16 protein-coding genes, 1 tRNA gene and 1 pseudogene are annotated in these 18,935 nt (G+C 69.7%); 5 read left to right on the top strand and 13 right to left on the bottom strand.

What is annotated here, in order from left to right; translation table 11 throughout:
• Window positions 1-196: 196 nt before the first annotated feature.
• Window positions 197-281: transfer RNA gene (locus C2142_RS30265), tRNA-Leu, on the top strand.
• A 578-nt stretch (window positions 282-859) separates the two neighbouring features.
• Here C2142_RS30265 and C2142_RS30260 read toward each other — a convergent pair.
• The 8 genes from C2142_RS30260 to C2142_RS30225 form a co-directional block, all read right to left on the bottom strand.
• Window positions 860-1,558: a hypothetical protein gene (locus C2142_RS30260; protein WP_148645873.1), complete on the bottom strand. Its 699-nt coding sequence runs from the start codon at window positions 1,556-1,558 to the stop codon at window positions 860-862.
• A complete protein-coding gene (locus tag C2142_RS30255) occupies window positions 1,555-2,007 on the bottom strand; it encodes a hypothetical protein (protein ID WP_148645872.1) in 453 nt (150 codons plus the stop codon). Before C2142_RS30255 ends, C2142_RS30260 begins: the two co-directional genes overlap by 4 nt.
• Window positions 2,004-4,358 carry a glycoside hydrolase domain-containing protein gene (locus tag C2142_RS30250; protein WP_148645871.1) on the bottom strand — a complete coding sequence of 785 codons (2,355 nt, stop codon included), beginning with the start codon at window positions 4,356-4,358 and terminating at the stop codon, window positions 2,004-2,006. The genes C2142_RS30255 and C2142_RS30250 overlap by 4 nt, the downstream gene beginning before the upstream one ends.
• Window positions 4,359-4,477: 119 nt before the next feature.
• Entirely contained in the window at window positions 4,478-5,704 is a 1,227-nt protein-coding gene (locus C2142_RS30245) for an ABC transporter permease (RefSeq protein WP_148645870.1), read from the bottom strand.
• On the bottom strand, window positions 5,701-6,372 hold the full coding sequence (locus C2142_RS30240; protein ID WP_148645869.1) for an ABC transporter ATP-binding protein: 672 nt from the start codon (window positions 6,370-6,372) through the stop codon (window positions 5,701-5,703). The genes C2142_RS30245 and C2142_RS30240 overlap by 4 nt, the downstream gene beginning before the upstream one ends.
• Entirely contained in the window at window positions 6,369-7,712 is a 1,344-nt protein-coding gene (locus C2142_RS30235) for a peptidoglycan-binding protein (protein WP_148645868.1), read from the bottom strand. Before C2142_RS30235 ends, C2142_RS30240 begins: the two co-directional genes overlap by 4 nt.
• Before the next feature lie 12 nt (window positions 7,713-7,724).
• On the bottom strand, window positions 7,725-8,411 hold the full coding sequence (locus C2142_RS30230) for a hypothetical protein (protein WP_148645867.1): 687 nt from the start codon (window positions 8,409-8,411) through the stop codon (window positions 7,725-7,727).
• A 305-nt stretch (window positions 8,412-8,716) separates the two neighbouring features.
• Entirely contained in the window at window positions 8,717-9,193 is a 477-nt protein-coding gene (locus C2142_RS30225) for a hypothetical protein (RefSeq protein ID WP_148645866.1), read from the bottom strand.
• 736 nt (window positions 9,194-9,929) lie between these two features.
• On the opposite strand from C2142_RS30225, the gene C2142_RS30220 reads away from it, so the two are divergent.
• Complete coding sequence (locus tag C2142_RS30220) at window positions 9,930-11,048, top strand: CapA family protein (protein WP_148645864.1); 1,119 nt, start codon at window positions 9,930-9,932, stop codon at window positions 11,046-11,048.
• A 642-nt stretch (window positions 11,049-11,690) separates the two neighbouring features.
• Here C2142_RS30220 and C2142_RS30215 read toward each other — a convergent pair.
• Window positions 11,691-12,707, bottom strand: coding sequence for a DUF2278 family protein (locus tag C2142_RS30215; RefSeq protein ID WP_148645863.1), 1,017 nt, complete (start codon window positions 12,705-12,707; stop codon window positions 11,691-11,693).
• A 251-nt stretch (window positions 12,708-12,958) separates the two neighbouring features.
• Here C2142_RS30215 and C2142_RS30210 point away from each other — a divergent pair, with 251 nt between their 5' ends.
• Both C2142_RS30210 and C2142_RS30205 read left to right on the top strand, forming a co-directional pair.
• On the top strand, window positions 12,959-13,639 hold the full coding sequence (locus tag C2142_RS30210) for a MarR family transcriptional regulator (RefSeq protein ID WP_148645862.1): 681 nt from the start codon (window positions 12,959-12,961) through the stop codon (window positions 13,637-13,639).
• 22 nt (window positions 13,640-13,661) lie between these two features.
• Window positions 13,662-14,108 (top strand): nuclear transport factor 2 family protein, encoded by a 447-nt coding sequence (locus C2142_RS30205; RefSeq protein ID WP_206671038.1) that lies wholly within the window; start codon window positions 13,662-13,664, stop codon window positions 14,106-14,108.
• A gap of 63 nt (window positions 14,109-14,171) precedes the next feature.
• On the opposite strand, the gene C2142_RS30200 is transcribed toward C2142_RS30205, so the two are convergent.
• From C2142_RS30200 to C2142_RS30190, 3 genes are all read right to left on the bottom strand, one after another.
• Window positions 14,172-15,554 carry a chloride channel protein gene (locus C2142_RS30200; protein WP_148645861.1) on the bottom strand — a complete coding sequence of 461 codons (1,383 nt, stop codon included), beginning with the start codon at window positions 15,552-15,554 and terminating at the stop codon, window positions 14,172-14,174.
• 299 nt (window positions 15,555-15,853) lie between these two features.
• Window positions 15,854-16,612, bottom strand: coding sequence for a TetR family transcriptional regulator (locus C2142_RS30195; RefSeq protein WP_148646025.1), 759 nt, complete (start codon window positions 16,610-16,612; stop codon window positions 15,854-15,856).
• Window positions 16,613-16,757: 145 nt separating this feature from the next.
• Window positions 16,758-17,909 (bottom strand): acyl-CoA dehydrogenase family protein, encoded by a 1,152-nt coding sequence (locus tag C2142_RS30190; RefSeq protein WP_148645860.1) that lies wholly within the window; start codon window positions 17,907-17,909, stop codon window positions 16,758-16,760.
• Window positions 17,910-18,061: 152 nt separating this feature from the next.
• Here C2142_RS30190 and C2142_RS30185 point away from each other — a divergent pair, with 152 nt between their 5' ends.
• A complete protein-coding gene (locus tag C2142_RS30185) occupies window positions 18,062-18,496 on the top strand; it encodes a hypothetical protein (protein ID WP_148645859.1) in 435 nt (144 codons plus the stop codon).
• Window positions 18,497-18,583: 87 nt separating this feature from the next.
• Here C2142_RS30185 and C2142_RS40545 read toward each other — a convergent pair.
• A pseudogene (locus C2142_RS40545) lies at window positions 18,584-18,935 on the bottom strand (electron transfer flavoprotein subunit alpha/FixB family protein); the annotation flags it as partial.

Below are 18,935 nucleotides of genomic sequence, written 5' to 3'. Positions count from 1 at the left end.
CACCCCACCCGGATCCACCCCGCGAACCCGGGGGAAACCACAGGAAACCCCCTGGTCACACCCCCGCCACAGACCACTCCCCTGCCCCGCCCCCGGCCCCCGCACCCCCGCCCGGAGCCGTTTTGGGAGCTCAAGCCGATCTTTGCTACAGTTACATCTGTCAGCGCGGCCGAGGAAGCCGCAAAGACAACACCTAGTCCGGGTGGCGGAATGGCAGACGCGCTAGCTTGAGGTGCTAGTGCCCTTTATCGGGCGTGGGGGTTCAAGTCCCCCCTCGGACACAACGAGTGCGGGTCAGGGGAAATCCTGGCCCGCACTTTGCGTTTGCAGCCATCGGGCCGACGCCGATGTACCAGCCCCGCGAAGCCGCCCGTCGCCCCCAAATGCCCCGAGCCGCCACCGAGAACGCGACGCCAAGGTCATCTCGCTGTCGGTGTGGCTCATCGAACCGCTCACCAGTTGCTGCCCCGTCTGCGAGAACCTCACCGAGGCCAGGGGCCTCAAGCCGTTTCAGCAAGGCTTTGGAGGACCCCTCTGTCCGACGCCACCACGGGTAGCCGGCCGGCCGAGCGGGCGGTTACCGCGCTCGCCGGCGCCATCGCTGCCACCTACACCGAGTTGTGCGGCCAGGAGGGTGCGACCGCCGGCCGCCCTGGCACTCGGCGCGGGAATCCGCCCGTCCGCCGCACGCAAGGTCGCCCGGGGAACCATCCCCGGGCGACCCTCTCGGCATGAGCAAGGAATGTTGCTGCGACCCCGCACTACGGAAGCTCGCTCCGGTCCGGGTGCTCAGAGCGGAAGTCCCGTGCGGTCACACGCCGCCCCGAGTCGGGTGGCGTCCGACCGCCTTCGGGCGCATTCAGCGCGACTGCTGCTGTTGCCAGAGTGAGCGAGCGATGCCGAGCCGCGGGCTGGTGAAGGCGAGTTCCTCGCCCGATCCTGCGCCTTGGCCGGGCAGTGCTGCCAGTTTCCCGAGCTTGGCTGCGAGGCGCTTCAGCCGGTCATCGTTGGGAGCGGTGTCGATCTGGAAGTGGCTTTCCTTGGCGACCTTCTCGTCGCCGCCCCAGCGGACGACGCCATCGCATTGGGCGAGGATGTCACGGATGACGATCAACTGGTTGGGGAAGAGTCCGTCCCGGACACCTGCGGGGTACATGCCCGGGTGCAGGGCTATGGCTGTGCCGGAGAGGTAGTTCGATTCGTAGGGTGCTGCCACGGCGCGACGAGTCGTGTATCCGTGGACGTCGTCGGCTGCGAGGGCCGTGATCTCGTAGTGGAAACGGCGGGTCACGTAGGCCAGCACCGTGGTGACCGCGCCGGGCAGGAGGTCGAGGGCGATGTCGCTTCCCTCAACCCTCACGGTTTCGAGGCCCTTGGTGACGACGGGCCAGCCGTTGGCGCTGACTCGCTCCGTCCATTCGTTCGGCCTGTCCGCCGGCTGTGCCGCGGCGGGGCGGCTGACCGCCAGGGTGTGGACGGCTGCGGCTCCGGTGGCAGCGAGTGCACCGGTGAGAAGGCGGCGGCGCGTTATCGGCCGTGCGGAATCAAACAGGCTCATTGCTGGCTCCTCAAGGTGGTCGATCGCCGCCTCAGGTAGGCGAACAGTCCGGCGCCGGCGCAGACGGCGGAGGCGGTGAGGCACGTGTAGACAAGGGGGTTGACGTAGCCGGGGACCAGTTCCAGGGCGCTGCCGTCCTCCCACTGGCATTCGACTTTCAGAGGGAGCAGGCCCTCTGAGGTGCGAAGCAGGTCATCCTCGCGGTGGCGGGCGCCGGCCATTCGTCCACCGTTGTCGGCCATGACGCACTTCTCGCCGATGTCGAGGGTGAACCCCTCGCTGTATCCGGAGAGATAGACGGGTCCGGCGAGGAGAGCGGAGTAGATCGCCAGGCGAATGGCGAGCCGGTGCGTTGCGCCGGGGTGGCGCCGGTGCGCGCGAACGACGGATCTGGCCATGGCCAGGATCAGGGCAATGTAAAGCAGGGCCAGTAGGACCTTGCCAATCACGACGGCTCCTTGGGGCTGGGGGCACTGAGGTTGGCCGGTTTGCCGGTCTCCTGCGCGACGCGGTCCAGGAGGGTCTTGGTGAATCCCTGGACGAACTCGTCGAACTTGTCGTCGGGCAGCATGCTCGGCATGAGGGTGTCGAGTCCGGCGAGGTCCGTGATCACCAGGGTTCGGCCCGCCGAGATGGTCACGTCACCGCCGGTCAGCATCTCCTCCGTGACCTTGGTCAGCTTGTCCGGTGTACCGCCGAACCGGGCCTCGTAGAACCGCTGGTAGCGGGCGACGTGGCCGCCGTCGGTGTACATCGACCGGGCCGCGTCGATGATGGTCGCGCCCTTCTTCACGGCACTCCCGATGAGGAACCCGTCGACGTCCTCGATGAGGTCGTTGAATCCGAAGGTGGTATCGACATCGATCTTGGCGAGGCGGTCCATGGCGTAGGTGTAGCCGGAGGAGTAGGTGGCATGGTCGCGCCTCCACTCCGCGTAGAAGGTGCACAGGTCGCCTCCCCAGCCGGCCATGTCCCCGCCGTTGATGCCGTTGCCCCCCGGGAGCAGCCACTGGAACGCTCCGTTGGCCGCGGCGGCCCAGTGGTCGGTGCTGAGCATGACTCCCGTCGAGGGGTCCAGGAACTTCTTCATGGGGGTGAAGCCGGAGTTCTTGACGTAGTCGATGAAGCCCTGGCTCGGCGCGTTCACCAGTACGTCCCACTGTGCGCCGGTGTACTTCGGGTGCCGCAGATACTGCATGATGCGCTCGCTGTGGCTGTACACCTTGTCGTCGTACTTCACCGACAGGGCGTACAGGTCCTCGAGCATCTTCAGGAAGGCATCGGCCGGGGCTCCGGGATTGTTGACCGAGGACACCCCTGGGTCCTGGTCAGGTCGGTGGACGTTCTTGTCGATGCTGATCTTTCCGTCCCCGGATCCAACGGAAATGGTGGCGATCTGGTTGAACGACCAGTTGCCGGGGAGAGGGAACCCCATGTTCCCGGAGAACCCGGTGGACATCCCGGAGACGAACGAGAACCGCGCAAACGTGTGCCTTGTCACCTGGGCGCAGACGTTCCGCGAGCCGTAGACACCGTGGATGTACCGCTTCCCCCTGGAGTTGAGTCCGGCGACGATGCCTTTGAAGTACGGGATGATGAACCGGTTGATCTCGTCCTGGGTGGCGTCGTAGTCGACGGCGAAGTAGATGACGGTGCCCCGGTCGAATCCGTACTTCAGTGCCGCCGTGTGGGCATCGACGGCATCGGTGTACCCCTGCTTGTCGGTGAAGTAGGTGACATCCCTGCCGTAGTACTGGGAGATCGGGAACACCCGCAGCCCGTTGGCGAATATCGTCTCCAGCTCGCCGGGCTGGATCGCCTTGTTCAAGGGCTCCTTGCTGGGCCGTTCGTCAAGGTACCGGCCGATGACGACGTGGCCGGCTTCCTTGAGGGCCTTCGCCCGCGCATCGGTGACGGTCTGCACACAGTCTGCGGCCGTTCCCCTCCGGCTCGGGTCGCCGGTGGAGACGAGCAGCTCGGCCCAGGTGGCGAAGTCGGCCTTCCTGGTCACCTCCAGGCCGGAGAACTGCTGGAAATCCTCGACCTTCGAGGCGAGGTCGCTGTCAAAAGTGCTCTGGAATGCAGACATTTGTCCGTTGAAGACCATCGCGGCGCTGAAGATCTCCACGAAGCGGCCCTGCATGCCCTGTTCAAGCGTTTTCGTCCGCAGTCCGCGCTGGGTGCCGGGGCCGAACAGGCCATTGGCCTCCGCATCCGTCATCCCGAGCTCGTACTGGATCGCGAACATCAGGGCCTTCTGAACGTCGCGGGAGAAGTATCCGTCACACGGCATGACGAAGAACTGGGCACGGTCGATGTACGTGGCGTTCAGCCACCGCTGCAAACCGGCTACGCCTCCGTTGCCGCCCGCGACGACCACGTAGGCATCCATGGTGAGCAGTGCCTTGAACACCTTGGGGGACAGATTGCCGTTCGCGCGGGCGCCGAGGCCGGCGTTGCCCATCATCGAGTTGATGGCCTTGCCCGTCCCCGCCGTGTACGTGCCGGTGATGCCACCGGGCTCGTAGCCCTTGCAGTAGCAGGCGCCCTGGATGATCTTGACGAGGTTGGCGTTCTTCTCCGCCGGGCCGATGTCACCACGCGCGGCCAGTGCACTCAGCGTGCCGGGCCCGAAGGAGTTGGACAGAGTGGTGATCCCCAGCTCGAACTGCAGCGCGCGGGTCAGCGCGTACATCGTGGCCCAGCTGGTCTTGCCGTCCTCTGGCGCTCGCACGAACCCGGACACCGCACCATAGGTCGAATTAACCCACTTCTGCGCTTCCAGCACCTTGGCATCCATACGGAATATCCCCCATTTCGCTTGCGCTGACAAGTGTTCACGAACTGCTTAGGCGGATGAAACAGACGGTCTGACGCCCCACACTCAACTCGCCCGCCCGAGCCCTGTGGCCTGCGGCATCAGTGGCGTCTCAGGGCCTCGGCCGGCTGGATCCGGGAGGCCCGCCAGGCGGGGTAGGTCCCAGCCAGCAGCCCGGTGGCGAGGCCGAGGAACGGGGCAGTGGCGATGGCCGCCGGGTGCAGGACAGGAGTCCACTGTTTGGCGGCGGCGACGACGACGATGGTCACGGTGCCGAGGGAGGCGCCGACCAGGCCGCCGATCAGGCCGAGTGCCGTGGATTCGGCAAGGAACTGGGTGGTGATGTGCCGAGCTCTGGCACCCAGCGCCCGGCGTAGGCCGATCTCGCCACTGCGTTCCAGAACGGCAACCAACGTCGTATTGGCGATGCCGACCGCGCCGATCACCAGGCACACGGCCGCGAGCAGCAGGAAGAGCTGCCCCAGGTCGTTCTCCACCCCCGAGCGCAGGCTGCGCGGGTCGGGCGGCGGGGTGGCCCGCAGGTAGTCGGGGTGGTCCGGGCGCAGCACGAGGGGCGCCTCGGCTGCTATCTGCGTGGCCGCGCCGAGCTGGGTGGTGATGAGCATCCTGGCGCGGTCGTCGGTGGGCGGCCCCCAGAGTTCCTCGGCGGTGGTGCGGGGGACGATCACTGAGGTGAGAAGGTCGGCGCGACGCTGGACATCGGCGAGGATGCCGATGACGGCGAAGGGCGTACTGCCGATGAAGACGGCGGGCTGGGTGCGCAGACTGGTGATGCCCAGACGAGTAGCGGTGGCTGCGCCGAGAACAGCAACGTGTTCGCGGTGCTGGTCGTGGAACTCGTCGTAGGTGCGGCCCTGTTGGAGGGTCGCCCCGGCCGCACGAAGGGCTCCGGCGGAGGCTGCGGTCAGCTGGGCCTGGCGGTCCGTGGTGGTGTAGGCGGCGCCGGACGGGCCGCTCGCGACAACCTGGCCGGTCTGGAGCCGCACGTGCCAGGAGACGCCTGCGGCGGTCACTCCGTGCAGTTGCTGGATCCGGGCGTCGGCGTCACCGGGGAAGGCCGGGCCGGCTTGGCCGGTGATGTCGGGTGCGATGTCGTCGACGGTGACCTCGGTTGCGGTCAGTTCACTGAAACGGCCGTCGATCTGCGACGCCGCGGTGCTGGTCAGACCGGTGACGGCGATCAGCGCACCGACACCGAGGACGGTGCCGACTGCGGTGAGTGCGGAACGGGCCGGGCGCTGCATGATGCCGGCCACGGCCTCCGCGGCGAGGTCGCGCAGCGACATCCGGGAGCGGGGGAGTTTCATACCAGCACCTGGCCGTCGCGGATGGTGATGGTCCGCTGGCCGCGGCGGGCGACCTCGGGATCGTGGGTGATCACGGCGATGGTCATTCCGTCACGGTGCAGGGCGTCGAGCAGATCGAGTACGGAGGCCGCGGTCTGGGAGTCGAGGTTGCCGGTTGGTTCGTCGCACAACAGCAGGGAGGGCTCGGCCGCCAACGCCCGGGCGATCGCGACGCGCTGACGCTCGCCGCCGGAGAGCCTGGTGGGCAGCGCGTCCAGCCGGTGGCCGAGGCCGACTCGGCGAAGTGCCTGTTCGGCTCGCTGCTTGCGCGCACCGCGCGGGGTGCGCTGGTAGACCATGGCGAGTTCGACGTTTTCGCGGGCCGTGCGGTGGGCGAGCAGGTGGAAGGACTGGAAGACGAATCCGATCCGCGTGCCGCGTAGGGCGGTGCGCTCGGCGTCGCTGGCGGCGGCGGTGTCGATGCCGTCCAGCAGGTAGCTGCCGCAGGTCGGTTCGTCCAGCAGGCCGACAATGTTGAGGAAAGTGGACTTGCCTGCGCCGGAGGGGCCGACGATCGTGACGTATTCGCCACGCTGGACGGTCAGGTCACAGGGTCGCAGTGCTGCCACCTCGGGCGGTCCGGGGTAGGTCAGGCCTGCCTGTCGTAGTTCGATGACGGGTGCGTTCATCGGCTGCTGCCCACCACGACCTTGTCTCCGGGGTTCAGCTTGGCGCCGGTTTCGGGGGTGACCGCTATGAAGCCGCTGCCGGAGATACCGGGCCGTACCGGGACGCGGCGGGTACTGCCGTCAGAGCCGAGCACGCTCACACTGGTCTGGCCGTCCGCGCCGGCTGAGACAGCTGCGGAGGGAACGGCGAGGACGGGTCCCTCCGAGGAGGAGGCGGTGACGGAGACCCGGACCTCCTTGCCGGCGAGTTCGGCGGGCAGCGGGGTGTTGGGCACTACGCGCAGCAGGTAGCCGGAGGCCGGCCCGGGCTGGTCTCCCTTGCCGGCCGGTGGAGCGTCGGTGATCGCCTGGACGGTCGCGGGTACCTTCAGTCCGCTCTCCTCGGTGAGGATCTCGGCTTGTTGGCCTGCCTTCAGCAGGGCCTTCTCCCGTGTTGACACCTCGGCGACTACCACCGGGTCGCCGATGGAAAGCGTCATCAGTTTCTCGCCCGGGGCCTTGCCCACGGTGGCCACGACCGTGTCTGCCCGCGCGGGTAGGGTGCTCAGGAACACCACCTCCGACATCGGTACCACCACGACGGTCCGGGGTTCGGGAGCCGCGGTCGGCGCGGCCGTCGGAGTCGCCTTCCCGTCGGTGCTCCTGTCGCCGGGGCCGGGCGGGGCCGCCTTCGCTGCGCTCGGCTTGTCGTCAGGTGCGTTCAGGGCAAGCCGGACCGGGGTGTAGCCGATCGACTTGTAGAACGCGATCACCGCGCGCTCAGTGCCTGCACCGAACACGCCCGAGGTATCTGGTGCGGTGCCGTGTCCGAGCCTGGCCAGGGCCTTCTGGAGCTGGGCGACGTCCTCGCCCGTGGCTCCGGTCTGCAGGTCGCGGTAGGCGGGCAGCGGGCCGGCGAGGGTGAACACCGGACGGCCCGAGATCTCGAACAGTGCCTTGCCGTAGGCGATCTGGTCGCCTGCTTTGGCCTTGACCTTGGTGACCACCGGGCGGGATCCCGACCCCGCTGAGGCCGGTACGGCTATCTCAATGGTTGAGGCGGCAGCGACTTTCCCCCGGGTGATCAACATGTCCGCGATCACTCTCTGCTCCACCTGCGCTGTGAGCGTGTCCGGCACGGGCGCAGCGGTCTCTGCCGCCACCTGGGCCGGTGACTTCAGCAGTGCGGCGGCCCCCGCGCCCGCCGCACCCACCAGAGCCGAACCGATTACCACAATGGCCAGTAACCCTCGACGGCGCCTGACGGAGCCGTCGTTCCGGCTCCCGGCTTTCGAGGAAGCCTGCGCCGGAACAGGATCCGGGCTTTCGACCGCGGCGGAGGCAGAGCCACTGGATGTCATTGTCCGCGCCTCCTAGCGCTTACCGGCCAGAACGACGCTCACGTTCTTCAGCGTCGCGTCCAGCCTGGTGCGCGCCGTGTGCAAGGCCTGGGCGTTCCTCTCCGCCGCGTCCTTCTGCAGCCGTACCTCGGCCTGATACCAGACGAGCGCCACGTTGCTGCGGCTTCGGCAGTTCAGATCGGCCAGCGCGGTGTCGATCTCGGCCTTGGTCACGTCGCGGCTGAACTTCCGGTCGTCCACGGCATCGAGTGGCTCGCGGTACTTGTAGCCGCTCTCCTTCATGCACGCCGACCACTGCGCGAACGCCGCGACAACCTCCGGTTCCTGCTTGGCCTTGGTGAAGGCGTCATTGGCCAGCTGTTCGGCCAGCTGGAAACCTGACTGAGCGTCGCCGATCTGCTGCTTGCTCTTCTGCCCGCAGTCCGACTCGGCCACGGCCGCAGCACCCCTGGTGCCGCCGGCCACTGCGGCCTCCACCGCCGCATCGTGGGCCGCCTTCTCCGCGGCGTCCGGGTGGTAGCCCCGCTTGCCGACCAGCACAGCATCGTGAATGCCGTACCGCAGGTCGGTCAGGGTCTTGGGCCCCACCTTGGGCAGGTCCGGCGCCGAGCTCCAACTGCCATATCCCGCCTTGTGCATGCAGTCCTCGGTCAACGATCCCATGGCACGTCCGAACTGGTTCTGCTCGTCGTCCGTCATGAGGTACGCCTCCAGGGGAAGCTTCCACGTCGCCGGATTCGCCTGATCAAAGTCAGCTGCACGTGGTGCGGCGGCCCCGGTCGGAACAGTCGAACTCGAAGCTGAACCAGAGCTGGCACTCGAAGACGACGATTCGTGAGAGCACCCCGCGGCCGTAACACACACCACGGCGGCACCAAGCGCCACCAAACCTCGTCGACCAATCAGCATTTCGAATTCCCGATATTTCACTCGGCAGCGCAGGAGAGTTGAATGAATACGCCGGATGCCGTGCCGGGCAGCAGCGCCACCCGGCACGGCATTGGTCAGCGCCAGTCGAAAGACGCGTTGTTGTTGTACGTCGCCTTCAACCTGAACCAGCTGGACATCGGCGTGAGCGTGTCCCTGGCACCGTTCATCCAGCTGTTGTAAAAAACAACGGCATTGGACCTCGTCCCGCGATTCTGAGCGGAGGCGGCATTGTTCTTCACATCCACCCCCGAGCCCGAACCCTGATCAGGGCAGAAGTACAGCGGCTCCGGCTCGGTGTGCGGATCAGAACCCCCATAGGGCTCATCCCCAAAGTCATTGACGGGGGTTCCGAAGTTTCGATGCGCCCCGGCGTACGACGAGTTGTACCAAAGAGTGAACTTGAAGCCACTGGTCACGTGATCGGCACACGCGTCCGGGCTCTGGTGGTTCTCCGCGCCACCCGCTTGCGCAGCAGGCGTCGACAGACATCCAAGTGCCAGCGCCGCGACGGCACCGACAAATATCGTGCGGACAGATCGAGAGATCGCCATTGGTTCCCCTTCTCCATGGCATGAAATTCCCCCCGCGAACCATGAAGCAGGCCGCGAGAAAACTCCCAGTGGAATCCATTCGCACAAATCGCGGCAGACCGGCAGTGAGACCTGGTCCCAACTGCGGCGATTTCGGCTCCTGACCCCCCAAGGACCGCCACCGATTACAGCACGCTCACATTGGGCAAAACGCCCATTTCGCAACATGTTTGATAACGATCAAATCTCGTTCGCTTGGATCGGCCCAATTTCTCCGACCTGAGCAGGATCCTCCCCCGCCTATCGGCGGGGGCAGTGGGTGACGGGCACCCGTCAATCGGCGGGTCGGATTCTGGCCTCGACTCTTTCCTGACGTTGTCATCAAGCCGTCTCGGCCGCTGGGGTGTGACCGCCGGCGAAAGCCGCGAGGGCATCCGGGGAGGCGAAGCCGTCCTATCGCACAGATGTACAGATTCAGCGAGCTTCCGCCGGAGCTGTGCCGAGACCTCCCGGGGTTCCACAGTGAGGGGCATACCGCCTTGCAAGCCGTCGTACGGAGCACTATGAAGGTGCGTCACAACCCTGTGGCAGGTTGGAGCCCGAACACCCGCCGGGGCCGTGGCTTGCCGCGGAGAGGCCCGGCCCGCTCCACCGGGCAGTCCCGTCGGGCGAGGTCGCCGCAGTAGTCCCGCTCGGGAACGACCGGGCGGGAGGCACGCAACCTGCGACGCGACGGTGGCGGGCCTAGCGTTGAGGTGTGGACGCGGGACCGTTGAGCTTGTTCCTCTGCGGCGACGTGATGCTCGGCCGCGGTGTCGACCAGATCCTGCCGCACCCCGGTGATCCGACGTTGCGGGAGCCGTACGTCCGGGACGCGCGGGACTACGTCGAGTTGGCGGAGGCCGTGTGCGGCCCGATCCCCCGGCCGGTCGACTTCTCCTGGCCCTGGGGGGAGGCCCTGCAGTTGCTCGACGAGGTCGCGCCCGACGTCCGGGTGCTGAACCTGGAGACGAGCATCACCCGCAGCAACTCCTTCGCACCGGGGAAGGACGTGCTGTACCGGATGAACCCGGCCAACGTCCCGTGCCTGGCCACCGCCCGGCCTGACGTCTGCGTGCTGGCCAACAACCACGTACTGGACTTCGGCCTCCGTGGGCTCGGGGAGACGCTCGACGCCTTGGCGGGGGCGGGGCTGCACTCGGCGGGAGCGGGACGGGACGCGGCCGCCGCCCGGCGGCCCGCGGTCGTCGGGGGCGACGACCGCGGGCGGGTCCTGGTCTTCTCCTTCGGGACGGCGTCCAGCGGCATTCCGTGGCGGTGGAGCGCAGCCGAGGACCGGGCCGGTGTCGACTTCGTCTCGGAGGCCTCGGCCGTCGACGCAGCCGATGTCGTCGACCGGGTACGGCAGGTGAGGCGACCGGGCGACGTCGTGGTCGCCTCGGTCCACTGGGGGTCCAACTGGGGCTACCGGATCTCCCGGGACCAGACCCGCTTCGCCCACGCCCTGGTCGACGGCGGCGTCGACGTCGTGCACGGGCACTCCTCCCACCACCCCCGCCCCGTCGAGGTCTACCACGGGAAGCTCATCCTCTACGGCTGCGGCGACTTCATCGACGACTACGAGGGCATCGCCGGCCACGAGCAGTACCGGGACGACCTGCGGTTGCTGTACTTCGTCTCGGTGGACCCGGGGACCGGGAATCTGGTCGGTGCCCGCATGGCGCCGGTCCAGGCTTGGCAGATGCGGCTTCGGCACGCCTCGCACGCCGACGGGCAGTGGATGCGGGAGATGCTCGACCGGATCAGCCGCGGATTCGGCGTCCGGATCGACCCCGGTCCCGACGGCATGCTGACCCTCCGGCGGACGTGGGGGTGACGGAGCCGGGCGAGGGCGGCGCGGGGCGGCGCTCGGCCTGGAGCGACATGGTGCGGCCTGGAGCGGCGCGGGGCGGCGCTCGGCCGACCCGCGTCCGGATCGTCAACGGGCGCTCCAGACCGGGCAGCCGGGGTGGTGGCAGTGCGTGCGGATGACGGTGCCGCCGAGGGAGCGGTGCTCGGTGGTGGAGACGTCGCAGCACCCTGTCCGCCGAGCCGCGGGCGCGGGGCCACGCGGTGCGGCCGACAGGGGAGGGACGGACGGTTCGAGCGGCTTGGCCGACGCGGTCGGCGGCTTGGCGGTGGCCGGTGCTGCCGAGGCTGGAGGAGGAGTGGAGGGAGCGGTCTTGGCGGGGGCCGGCTTCCGGTGCGGAGCGGCCGGGCGACGGCGCCGGCGACGGCGCGGTGTGGAGGTGGTCACGGGCGGGATCTGCCCCGGCCGGGCCCGGTGAATCCGGGGCTCACTCGGACGAGGGACAAGAGGAGAGCGGCAGGGGCGGGGCGGCGTCGCCGGATCCGGGCCTGCACCCGGATCCGGCGACGGCCTGCGAAGGCCTGCGACGCCGGAAGGCACCAGAGAGCGTCAGAGAGCCTCAGAAGACGTCGGAAGGCGTTGGAAGGCGTTGGAAGGCGTCGGATTGCCTCAGAAGGTGATCGTCCGGCCCTCGGCCGCGGCCTGACGGGCGGTGTAGGCGACGCCGTGCACCTTGAGGCCGCTCGGGTCGAGCAGGGTGATCGCCCCGCCGTGGTTGCCGAGCTCGAAGCCGCCGGCGCCGTGCACGGTGAGCACGGCCCCGGCGGCCAGCGGCCCGGCGGGCAGGGCGAGCCGGTGCTTGGCCTGGTCGGCGAGGTGCCAGCCGGCCAGGTCGACGGGCACCGCGGAGGTGTTGAGCACGGTGACCGTCTCGTCCTCGGGAGCCGGGCCGACCGGGTTGACCACGGCGGCGACGATGCGCAGCGCGGTGTCGTGGCCGGTCGGGTCGGTGGGGCGCGGCGGGGTGTCCGGCAGCGCGTGACCGGTGGCGTCGTCGGTGTGCCAGGCCTGCGACTGGAAGGCGAGGAAGACGGCGATCCAGCGGTCCTCGGCGGGCAGGTGGATCAGCAGCCCGCCGTCCTGGTAGACGCCGTCGTCCGCGCGGAAGCGGCCGCTGTTGCCCTGGTTCATGTGGATGTCGTGGACGCCGTTGCCGGGCGTGAAGCCGAACACCTTGTCGGGGATGGTCGGCTCGGGACCGAAGCGCTGGCCGATCAGGTAGACGGCGGCGGCCGGGTCGTTGATCGCGCGCTGGACGTAGTGGTCGAGCAGGTCGGCGAGGTCGTTGTCGGCGCCGGGGGCGTCGGGCGGCAGCGTGCGCAGGGCGGCCGGGTCGAAGAGGTTGCCGCGGATGAAGTCCAGGCTCGCCGTGCCGGGCTTCGAGGGGAGGTCGGTCCAGCCGCTGCCGGCGGCGGGAAGCAGCGCGGTGAGCGGGTGCCGGAAGTCGTCCACGACGACGTAGAGCAGGTCCGAAGGGGACTGCTGCGACTGGACGTTGACCGCCGCCCGGTAGTCGGTGCCCTGCGCGTCGCGCAGGTGGATCTGGTAGTGCGGGGTGTCGGTGGCGCCTTCGCGGCGCCGCTCGACGGCGGTGGCGGCGAGCACGCCGTAGTTCTTCAGGGGCATCGGTGAGGTCCTTCGGCCGGTCCGGTGGGCTCCGGTGCGCCGTGCTGGGCGGGCACCCCTCCGTTATGCCGCACGGACCGCGGTCGGCACCGGCGAATCGACGGATGTTCACCGGCTGTCCGCCGAACGGGTGCACGGCCAGCCGTCGTTGACGCGGACGCACCTCGTCGGCCTGGGGCCGCCTCCGCTCGCGCGCGGTGCTGCCCCGGGCGTTGACACGCACCGCTCCCGATCTACAGAATGACTTCATTATGAAGTACGTACATAAATCCGAGGAGCCGGCCGCCGGTCCGCTGGACCGCGATGCCGAGGGCCGGCTGTACGACACCCGGGTCCGGGCCGCCATGACGGGGTTCACCCGCGGCGGGGACACCCTCGCCCTGGAGGCGGCGGCCGCCGCGCGCTCGGCGTTCCACGCCGTCGAGCGGCTGCGGACGCACGGCACCCAGGGGCGCGGACTCAGCTCCGGCGCACTGGACGTGCTGATCCGGCTGAACGCGGCCGGGGAGGCGGGCGCGGCAACCCCGACCGATACAGCCGACACAACCGATACGACCGGTACGACGGAAATGACCAGCACGAGCGGCGCAGTCGGCACGAGCGGGCTCACCGTCGGCGAGCTGGCCCGGGCCGGCGGCGTCAGCTCGCGCAACGTCACCGGGCTGGTCGACACCCTGGAGCGGGAGGGCCTCGCCCGGCGTCTGCCCGACCCGCGCGACCGGCGAGCCGTCCTGGTCGCGATCACCCCGGACGGGCGGGCCTGGCTGGACGCGTTCCGGGCACCGACCGAGCGCGCCATGGCGGCGGTCTTCCACGGGTTCTCGCCCGACGAGCTGGCCCAACTGCGCCACCTCTGCCTCCGCCTGGTGGAGAACCAGCAGCGTATCGAGCAGTACCTCGACCGTCCGCAGCAGCCGGACACGAAGCCGTGAACTCACCAGGAGGGGGAGCACCATGAGCACTGCGAGCACCGTGAGTACTGAGGGCACTGAGGGCACCGCCGAACAGCAGCCCCAGCAGGCGCGCCAGACCCGCCGGACCCGGGACACCGTCCGGGCGTACCACGAGGCCCGGTTCCGGGGTGACGTGGCGGGCGCCGCCGCGCAGACCGGCGAGCCGTTCGCCTTCCGCAGCCCGCTGATCACCTCGTCCAGCCCGACCGGCCACCTCGCGGGGCTGGACGGCTTCCTCGGGCTGGTCACCGGCGTCGAGCTGCTCAGCGAGCTGTACGGTCCGGACGAGGCAACGCTGGTGTACGACGTGCACACCGCCTCGCCGGTCGGCACCCAGCGCACCGCCGAGCACTTCCGGCTGCGGGACGGGCGGATCGCCTCGATCGCGCTGATCTTCGACGCCGCGCCGTGGGGCCCGCTGATGGCCGCCGCCGTCCCGTCGGCGTAGCCGGAGGAGCGGGTCGGAGGAGCGGGTCGGACGCGAACGCCGGAGACACGGGCCGGCCTGGCGTCAGCCCGCCTCCGCCCGGTCGTGCCCGTCCCGCTGGGCGGCGGCCGGACGCCGGACGAGGCTTCGGGCCATCTCGCCCACGACCACTGCGGTCACCGACGAGACGATCAGCAGCGGCATCGCGCTCGTGGAGTCCGCGCCGAGCAGCGCCGCCGCGAGCACGGCGCTGGTGACCGGCAGCCGGGTGACCGCCGCGGCGGATGCGGCGAGCCCGGCCGCCAGGCCCGGCGCGGTGCCGAAGCCGGGCAGCGGGGCGCAGGCCACCCCGACGGCGGCGCCGATCAGGAGCGCCGGGAAGATCGGGCCGCCGCGGAGGCTGCCGAGCGCGATGCCCCAGCCGACCGCTTTGCACAGTGCCAGCGCCAGCAGCGCCCCGATCGACCAGGAGGCCGGGTCGGCGGCCAGCTCGCCGAGGGTGATCTGCCCGGACAGGGCCGCCTCCGCGGGCGAGCGCCCGGTGAGCAGCGCGTACGCGGAGATGCAGACGCCGACCGCGACCGCGCAGACCACCGTACGGGCCGCCGTCCGGCGGGCGGTCGGCGCGGGCCCCTGCGGCTCGCCGTTGGTGTACGTCTTGACCACCCCTCCGATCGTGTGGCCCGCCACGCAGAGCACCGCCACGGCTGCCGCGATGGGGATGCCCCAGAGGAAGTCACCGGGGTCGGGGATGCCCGACGGTGGCTCGGAGGGCAGCGAGAGCGCGCCGATCGACAGGCCGGTCCAGTGGCCGAAGCCGGTGAAGACCAGCGCGCCGATGCCGCTCGCCAACAGGCACGGCAGGATCAGCGCCATCAGCCGTGGGCCGCCGAGCCCGGCCGCCTCGATCATCATCACGGCGGCGACCAGCGGGCTGCCGAAGATGGTGGAGATCGCCGCCGCCGAGCCGGTCGCACCGAGCACGGGTGCCAACTGCGGCTGGGACGTCCGCTTGGCGGAGCCGACCGCTAGCAGGGCCAGGCCGCTGCCCATCGCCATCAGCGGCGCCTCGGGGCCGAGGACCGCGCCGAGCGGCAGGCAGGCCAGGGCGGCCAGCACCACGCCGGGGACGGACTTCGGCATGGTCGGCGGGCCGCCGATCCCGTCCACCGGGACGTGGCCACCGCGGCCCGGCAGCCGGGTCACGATCGGGGCCAGCAGCAGACCGGCGAGCAGCAGCGCGGGCAGGGGCCACCACCAGGGCGGGCTGTCGAACCCGGCGGCGTCGGGAAGGCTCTCCCAGATCCAGTGCTGGAGTTCGTGCTCCAGACTGACGAAGCCGAACGCGGCCAGCGAGACCGGGATGCCGACCAGGGCCGAGACCAGCAGCAGTCCGAGGTACCCCTTCTTCAGCAACACCTCTTGCAGGGTGGGGCCGCCACTCGCCGTCCTGGTCTGCTCGGACAATGCCCGCTCCCTCGCGCTCCCCGGGGCCCGCCGCCGCCCGGCCCCGTCCTGGGACCGAGTCTCGCCCGGGGCGCAGGGGCGCGCGCGGCAACCGACGCGCTCCGCACGGCGCGCCCCGGGCGGGTTACGCCGCACGGGTGAGCCGTCGAAAGGGCGGCGTCGTCCAGAAGGCAGCGCCGTCCAGAAGACCAAGAAGCCGGGCGGCCAGGAGGCCGGGAAACCAAGAAGCGGGAGGCCCAGAAGCCCAGGAGGCTCAGAAGACTACGAAGAAGACGACGAAGCCCGGAAGAGTCACGGGATCACCGCGGCTGCACGTGGCGGGTCTCCCCCAGTGCGCTCTCGATCCCCTGCACCATCCGCCAGAGCGGCACCCGGCGGCTGGCGACCAGCACCACCACGTCGTCCGGGTCCTCCTCACCGCCGGAGCCGGCGGCCGCGCCACCCGACGCACCGCCGGACGCACCGCCGCCCGACGCCGCGCCACCCGACGCACTGTCGGCCGGGCGGTCGCTCCAGGTGCCGGTGACGAAGGCCATCGCCGCGTCCACCTCGGCGATCCAGTCGCTCTCTCCGCCGGAGCGCAGCCAGGTCCGCAACGCGTGGTTGTGCGCGGAGACGACGGCGGCCGCGATCACGTCGGCCCGCAGCGCACCGTCCGGCCGGTCGGCGAAGCGGCCGCGCAGGTAGTGCGCGAGCGTGTGCTCGTAGCGCCAGACCACCGACAGCTCGTACGCGCGCAGGCCGGGCACCTTGCGGGTGAGCCGGTAGCGCTGCACGGAGAAGGACGGCTGCTCGGCGTACATCCGCAGGACGAGGCGGGCGGCGTCGCAGGCGTGCCGGACCGGGTCCTCCTCGCCGTTGCCGGACTCCAGGAACTCCGTCATCTCGGCGAGGCTGCGCTCGTGGTCGGGGAAGACCACGTCCTCCTTGGCCGGGAAGTAGCGGAAGAAGGAGCGCCGGCCGACCCCGGCGAGCGAGACGATGTCGTCGATGGTGGTCTGTTCGAAGCCTCGTTCCAGGAAGAGCTCGAAGGCGGCGGCGACCAGCGCCTCGCGCATCGCCGGTTTCGGCGGCCCGTCGTTCATGGGCTGGTCCTGTTCTTCCTTCTCGCTCATTCCCGGAACATAGCACCGGCTTCGAACAGCCGGACCTGCGTGTCCGGCGGTGCACCGCGGTCCGCCGGGTGCACCGCCGCGCGCCGGGCTACGGCAGGTTGCGGGCCATCACGATGCGCTGGATCTGGTTGGTGCCCTCGTAGATCTGCGTGATCTTCGCGTCCCGCATCATCCGCTCCACCGGGTAGTCCCGCGTGTACCCGTACCCGCCCAGCAACTGCACCGCGTCCGTCGTGATCTCCATCGCCGCGTCCGACGCGAAGCACTTCGCCGCCGCCCCGAAGAACGTCAGGTCCCCGTCCCCCCGCTGCGACTTCGCCGCCGCCGCATACGTCAGCTGCCGCGCCGCCTCCAGCTTCATCGCCATGTCCGCCAGCATGAACTGCACACCCTGGAAGTCACCGACCGGCTTCCCGAACTGCTTGCGCTCGCGCACGTACCCCTTCGCGTAGTCCAACGCCCCCTGCGCGATCCCCAGCGCCTGCGCCGCGATCGTCACCCGCGTGTGGTCCAGCGTCCGCATCGCCGTCGCGAACCCCGTCCCCTCCGCACCGATCATCCGGTCCGCCGGAATCCGCACGTTGTCGAAGTACACCTCACGCGTCGGCGAACCCTTGATCCCCAGCTTCCGCTCCGGCGCACCGAAGGAGACCCCCTCGTCACCCTTCTCCACCACGAACGCCGAGATGCCCTTCGACCGCAGCTCCGGATCCGTCACCGCCATCACCGTGTAGAACTCCGACACACCCGCATTGGTGATCCAGCGCTTCACCCCGTTCAGCACCCAGAAGTCACCGTCCCGCACCGCCCGCGTCCTCATCCCCGCCGCGTCCGAACCCGCCTCCGGCTCCGACAGGCAGTACGAGAACATCCCCTCGCCCCGCGCCAGCGCCCCCAGGTACTTCGCCTTCAGCTCCTCCGAACCCGACAACTGCACCGGCAGCGAACCCAGCTTGTTCACCGCCGGGATCAGCGACGACGAGCCGCACACCCGCGCGACCTCCTCGATCACGATCACCGTCGCCAGCGCGTCCGCCCCCGCACCACCGAACTCCTCCGGCACGTGCACCGCATGCAGGTCGTTGCCCTGCAACGCGTCCAGCGCCTCCTGCGGGAACCGGCCCTGCTCGTCCACCTCCGCCGCGAACGGAGCGATCTTCGCCTCGGCCAGCGAACGCACCGCCTCACGGAGCATCTCGTGCTCCTCGGAGATCCGGAAGAGATCGAAGTCCTGGCTCATGATCGGCACTCCTGTTTCACGACGGCACTCAGTACCCTTCATTATGCATGTGCGCAGCAAAAAGGGAACTCAGTGCCTTCACAGGGCAGCACTGAGTTCCCTATCCTTTTTGTCAGTCCGGGAACCAGGTCCGAGAGCAGGGAGATGACACCGTGGTCCACTCAGCCATCGACGCCGAAGCCGGGAGCGCCCCGCTCTACTTCCAGCGCTGTACGTGGTGCAACAACCCGACCTTCCAGCGGCTGCTCTGCCCCACCTGCGGCTCCACCGACCTTCGGCTGGAGCGCAGCGAGGGCACCGGCGTGGTGCGCCGCTGCGCCGTCGAGCAGGCGCGGACGCCGCTCGCCCGGCAGAAGTCGCTGATCAGGATGGCCGAGGGCTTCGACGTCTGGTGCATCGTCAACGGCCTGCGCAGCACCGTCCCCGTGGGCACCAAGGTCCGGCTGACGCCGTCGGCCGACTCCGACCAGCCGGAGCTGACGCTGCTCCCCCAGGAGGAGGTCGAGCGGGTCCAGCCGGCCGAGCCGCGCCCGCTGCCGCCGAGCCAGGGCGGCTTCACCCAGCACCTGGCGGCCTTCGCGGAGTAGCGGCGGCCGCACGCCGAACGCCGGAGGGCGTGGCACCGGGTACCCGGTGCCACGCCCTCCGGCGTGTGTGGTCCGCTCTCGGCCGGATCAGCCCTTGCGGGCCTTCACCTCGCCGGTGAGCTGCGGCAGCACCTCGAAGAGGTCGCCCACCACGCCGTAGTCGGCCAGCTCGAAGATCGGGGCCTCCGGGTCCTTGTTGACGGCCACGATGGTCTTCGAGGTCTGCATGCCGGCCCGGTGCTGGATGGCGCCGGAGATGCCGTTGGCCACGTAGAGCTGCGGGGAGACCTGCTTGCCGGTCTGGCCGACCTGGTTGCTGTGCGGGTACCAGCCGGCGTCGACGGCGGCGCGCGAGGCGCCGACGGCCGCGCCGAGCGCGTCCGCGAGCTCCTCGACCACGCCGAAGCCGGACGCCTCGCCGACGCCGCGCGGAGACCAC

It is taken from the genome of Streptomyces sp. CB01881 (genome assembly GCF_002953255.1).
GTDB lineage: Bacteria > Actinomycetota > Actinomycetes > Streptomycetales > Streptomycetaceae > Kitasatospora.
The sequence above is the reverse complement of the archived record's forward strand: the minus strand, read 5'-3'. Positions and strand labels throughout refer to the sequence as shown.

Excerpts from the sequence above, each read along its gene's own strand:
- C2142_RS30215 (WP_148645863.1), bottom strand. The coding sequence starts at position 12,707 with ATGCCCCTGAAGAACTACGGCGTGCTCGCCGCCACCGCCGTCGAGCGG.
- C2142_RS30240 (WP_148645869.1), bottom strand. The coding sequence starts at position 6,372 with ATGAACGCACCCGTCATCGAACTACGACAGGCAGGCCTGACCTACCCC.
- C2142_RS30210 (WP_148645862.1), top strand. The coding sequence starts at position 12,959 with ATGAAGTACGTACATAAATCCGAGGAGCCGGCCGCCGGTCCGCTGGAC.
- C2142_RS30260 (WP_148645873.1), bottom strand. The coding sequence starts at position 1,558 with ATGAGCCTGTTTGATTCCGCACGGCCGATAACGCGCCGCCGCCTTCTC.
- C2142_RS30235 (WP_148645868.1), bottom strand. The coding sequence starts at position 7,712 with ATGACATCCAGTGGCTCTGCCTCCGCCGCGGTCGAAAGCCCGGATCCT.
- C2142_RS30195 (WP_148646025.1), bottom strand. The coding sequence starts at position 16,612 with ATGCGCGAGGCGCTGGTCGCCGCCGCCTTCGAGCTCTTCCTGGAACGA.
- C2142_RS30225 (WP_148645866.1), bottom strand. The coding sequence starts at position 9,193 with ATGGCGATCTCTCGATCTGTCCGCACGATATTTGTCGGTGCCGTCGCG.
- C2142_RS30250 (WP_148645871.1), bottom strand. The coding sequence starts at position 4,358 with ATGGATGCCAAGGTGCTGGAAGCGCAGAAGTGGGTTAATTCGACCTAT.
- C2142_RS30230 (WP_148645867.1), bottom strand. The coding sequence starts at position 8,411 with ATGACGGACGACGAGCAGAACCAGTTCGGACGTGCCATGGGATCGTTG.
- C2142_RS30190 (WP_148645860.1), bottom strand. The coding sequence starts at position 17,909 with ATGAGCCAGGACTTCGATCTCTTCCGGATCTCCGAGGAGCACGAGATG.
- C2142_RS30205 (WP_206671038.1), top strand. The coding sequence starts at position 13,662 with ATGAGCACTGCGAGCACCGTGAGTACTGAGGGCACTGAGGGCACCGCC.
- C2142_RS30245 (WP_148645870.1), bottom strand. The coding sequence starts at position 5,704 with ATGAAACTCCCCCGCTCCCGGATGTCGCTGCGCGACCTCGCCGCGGAG.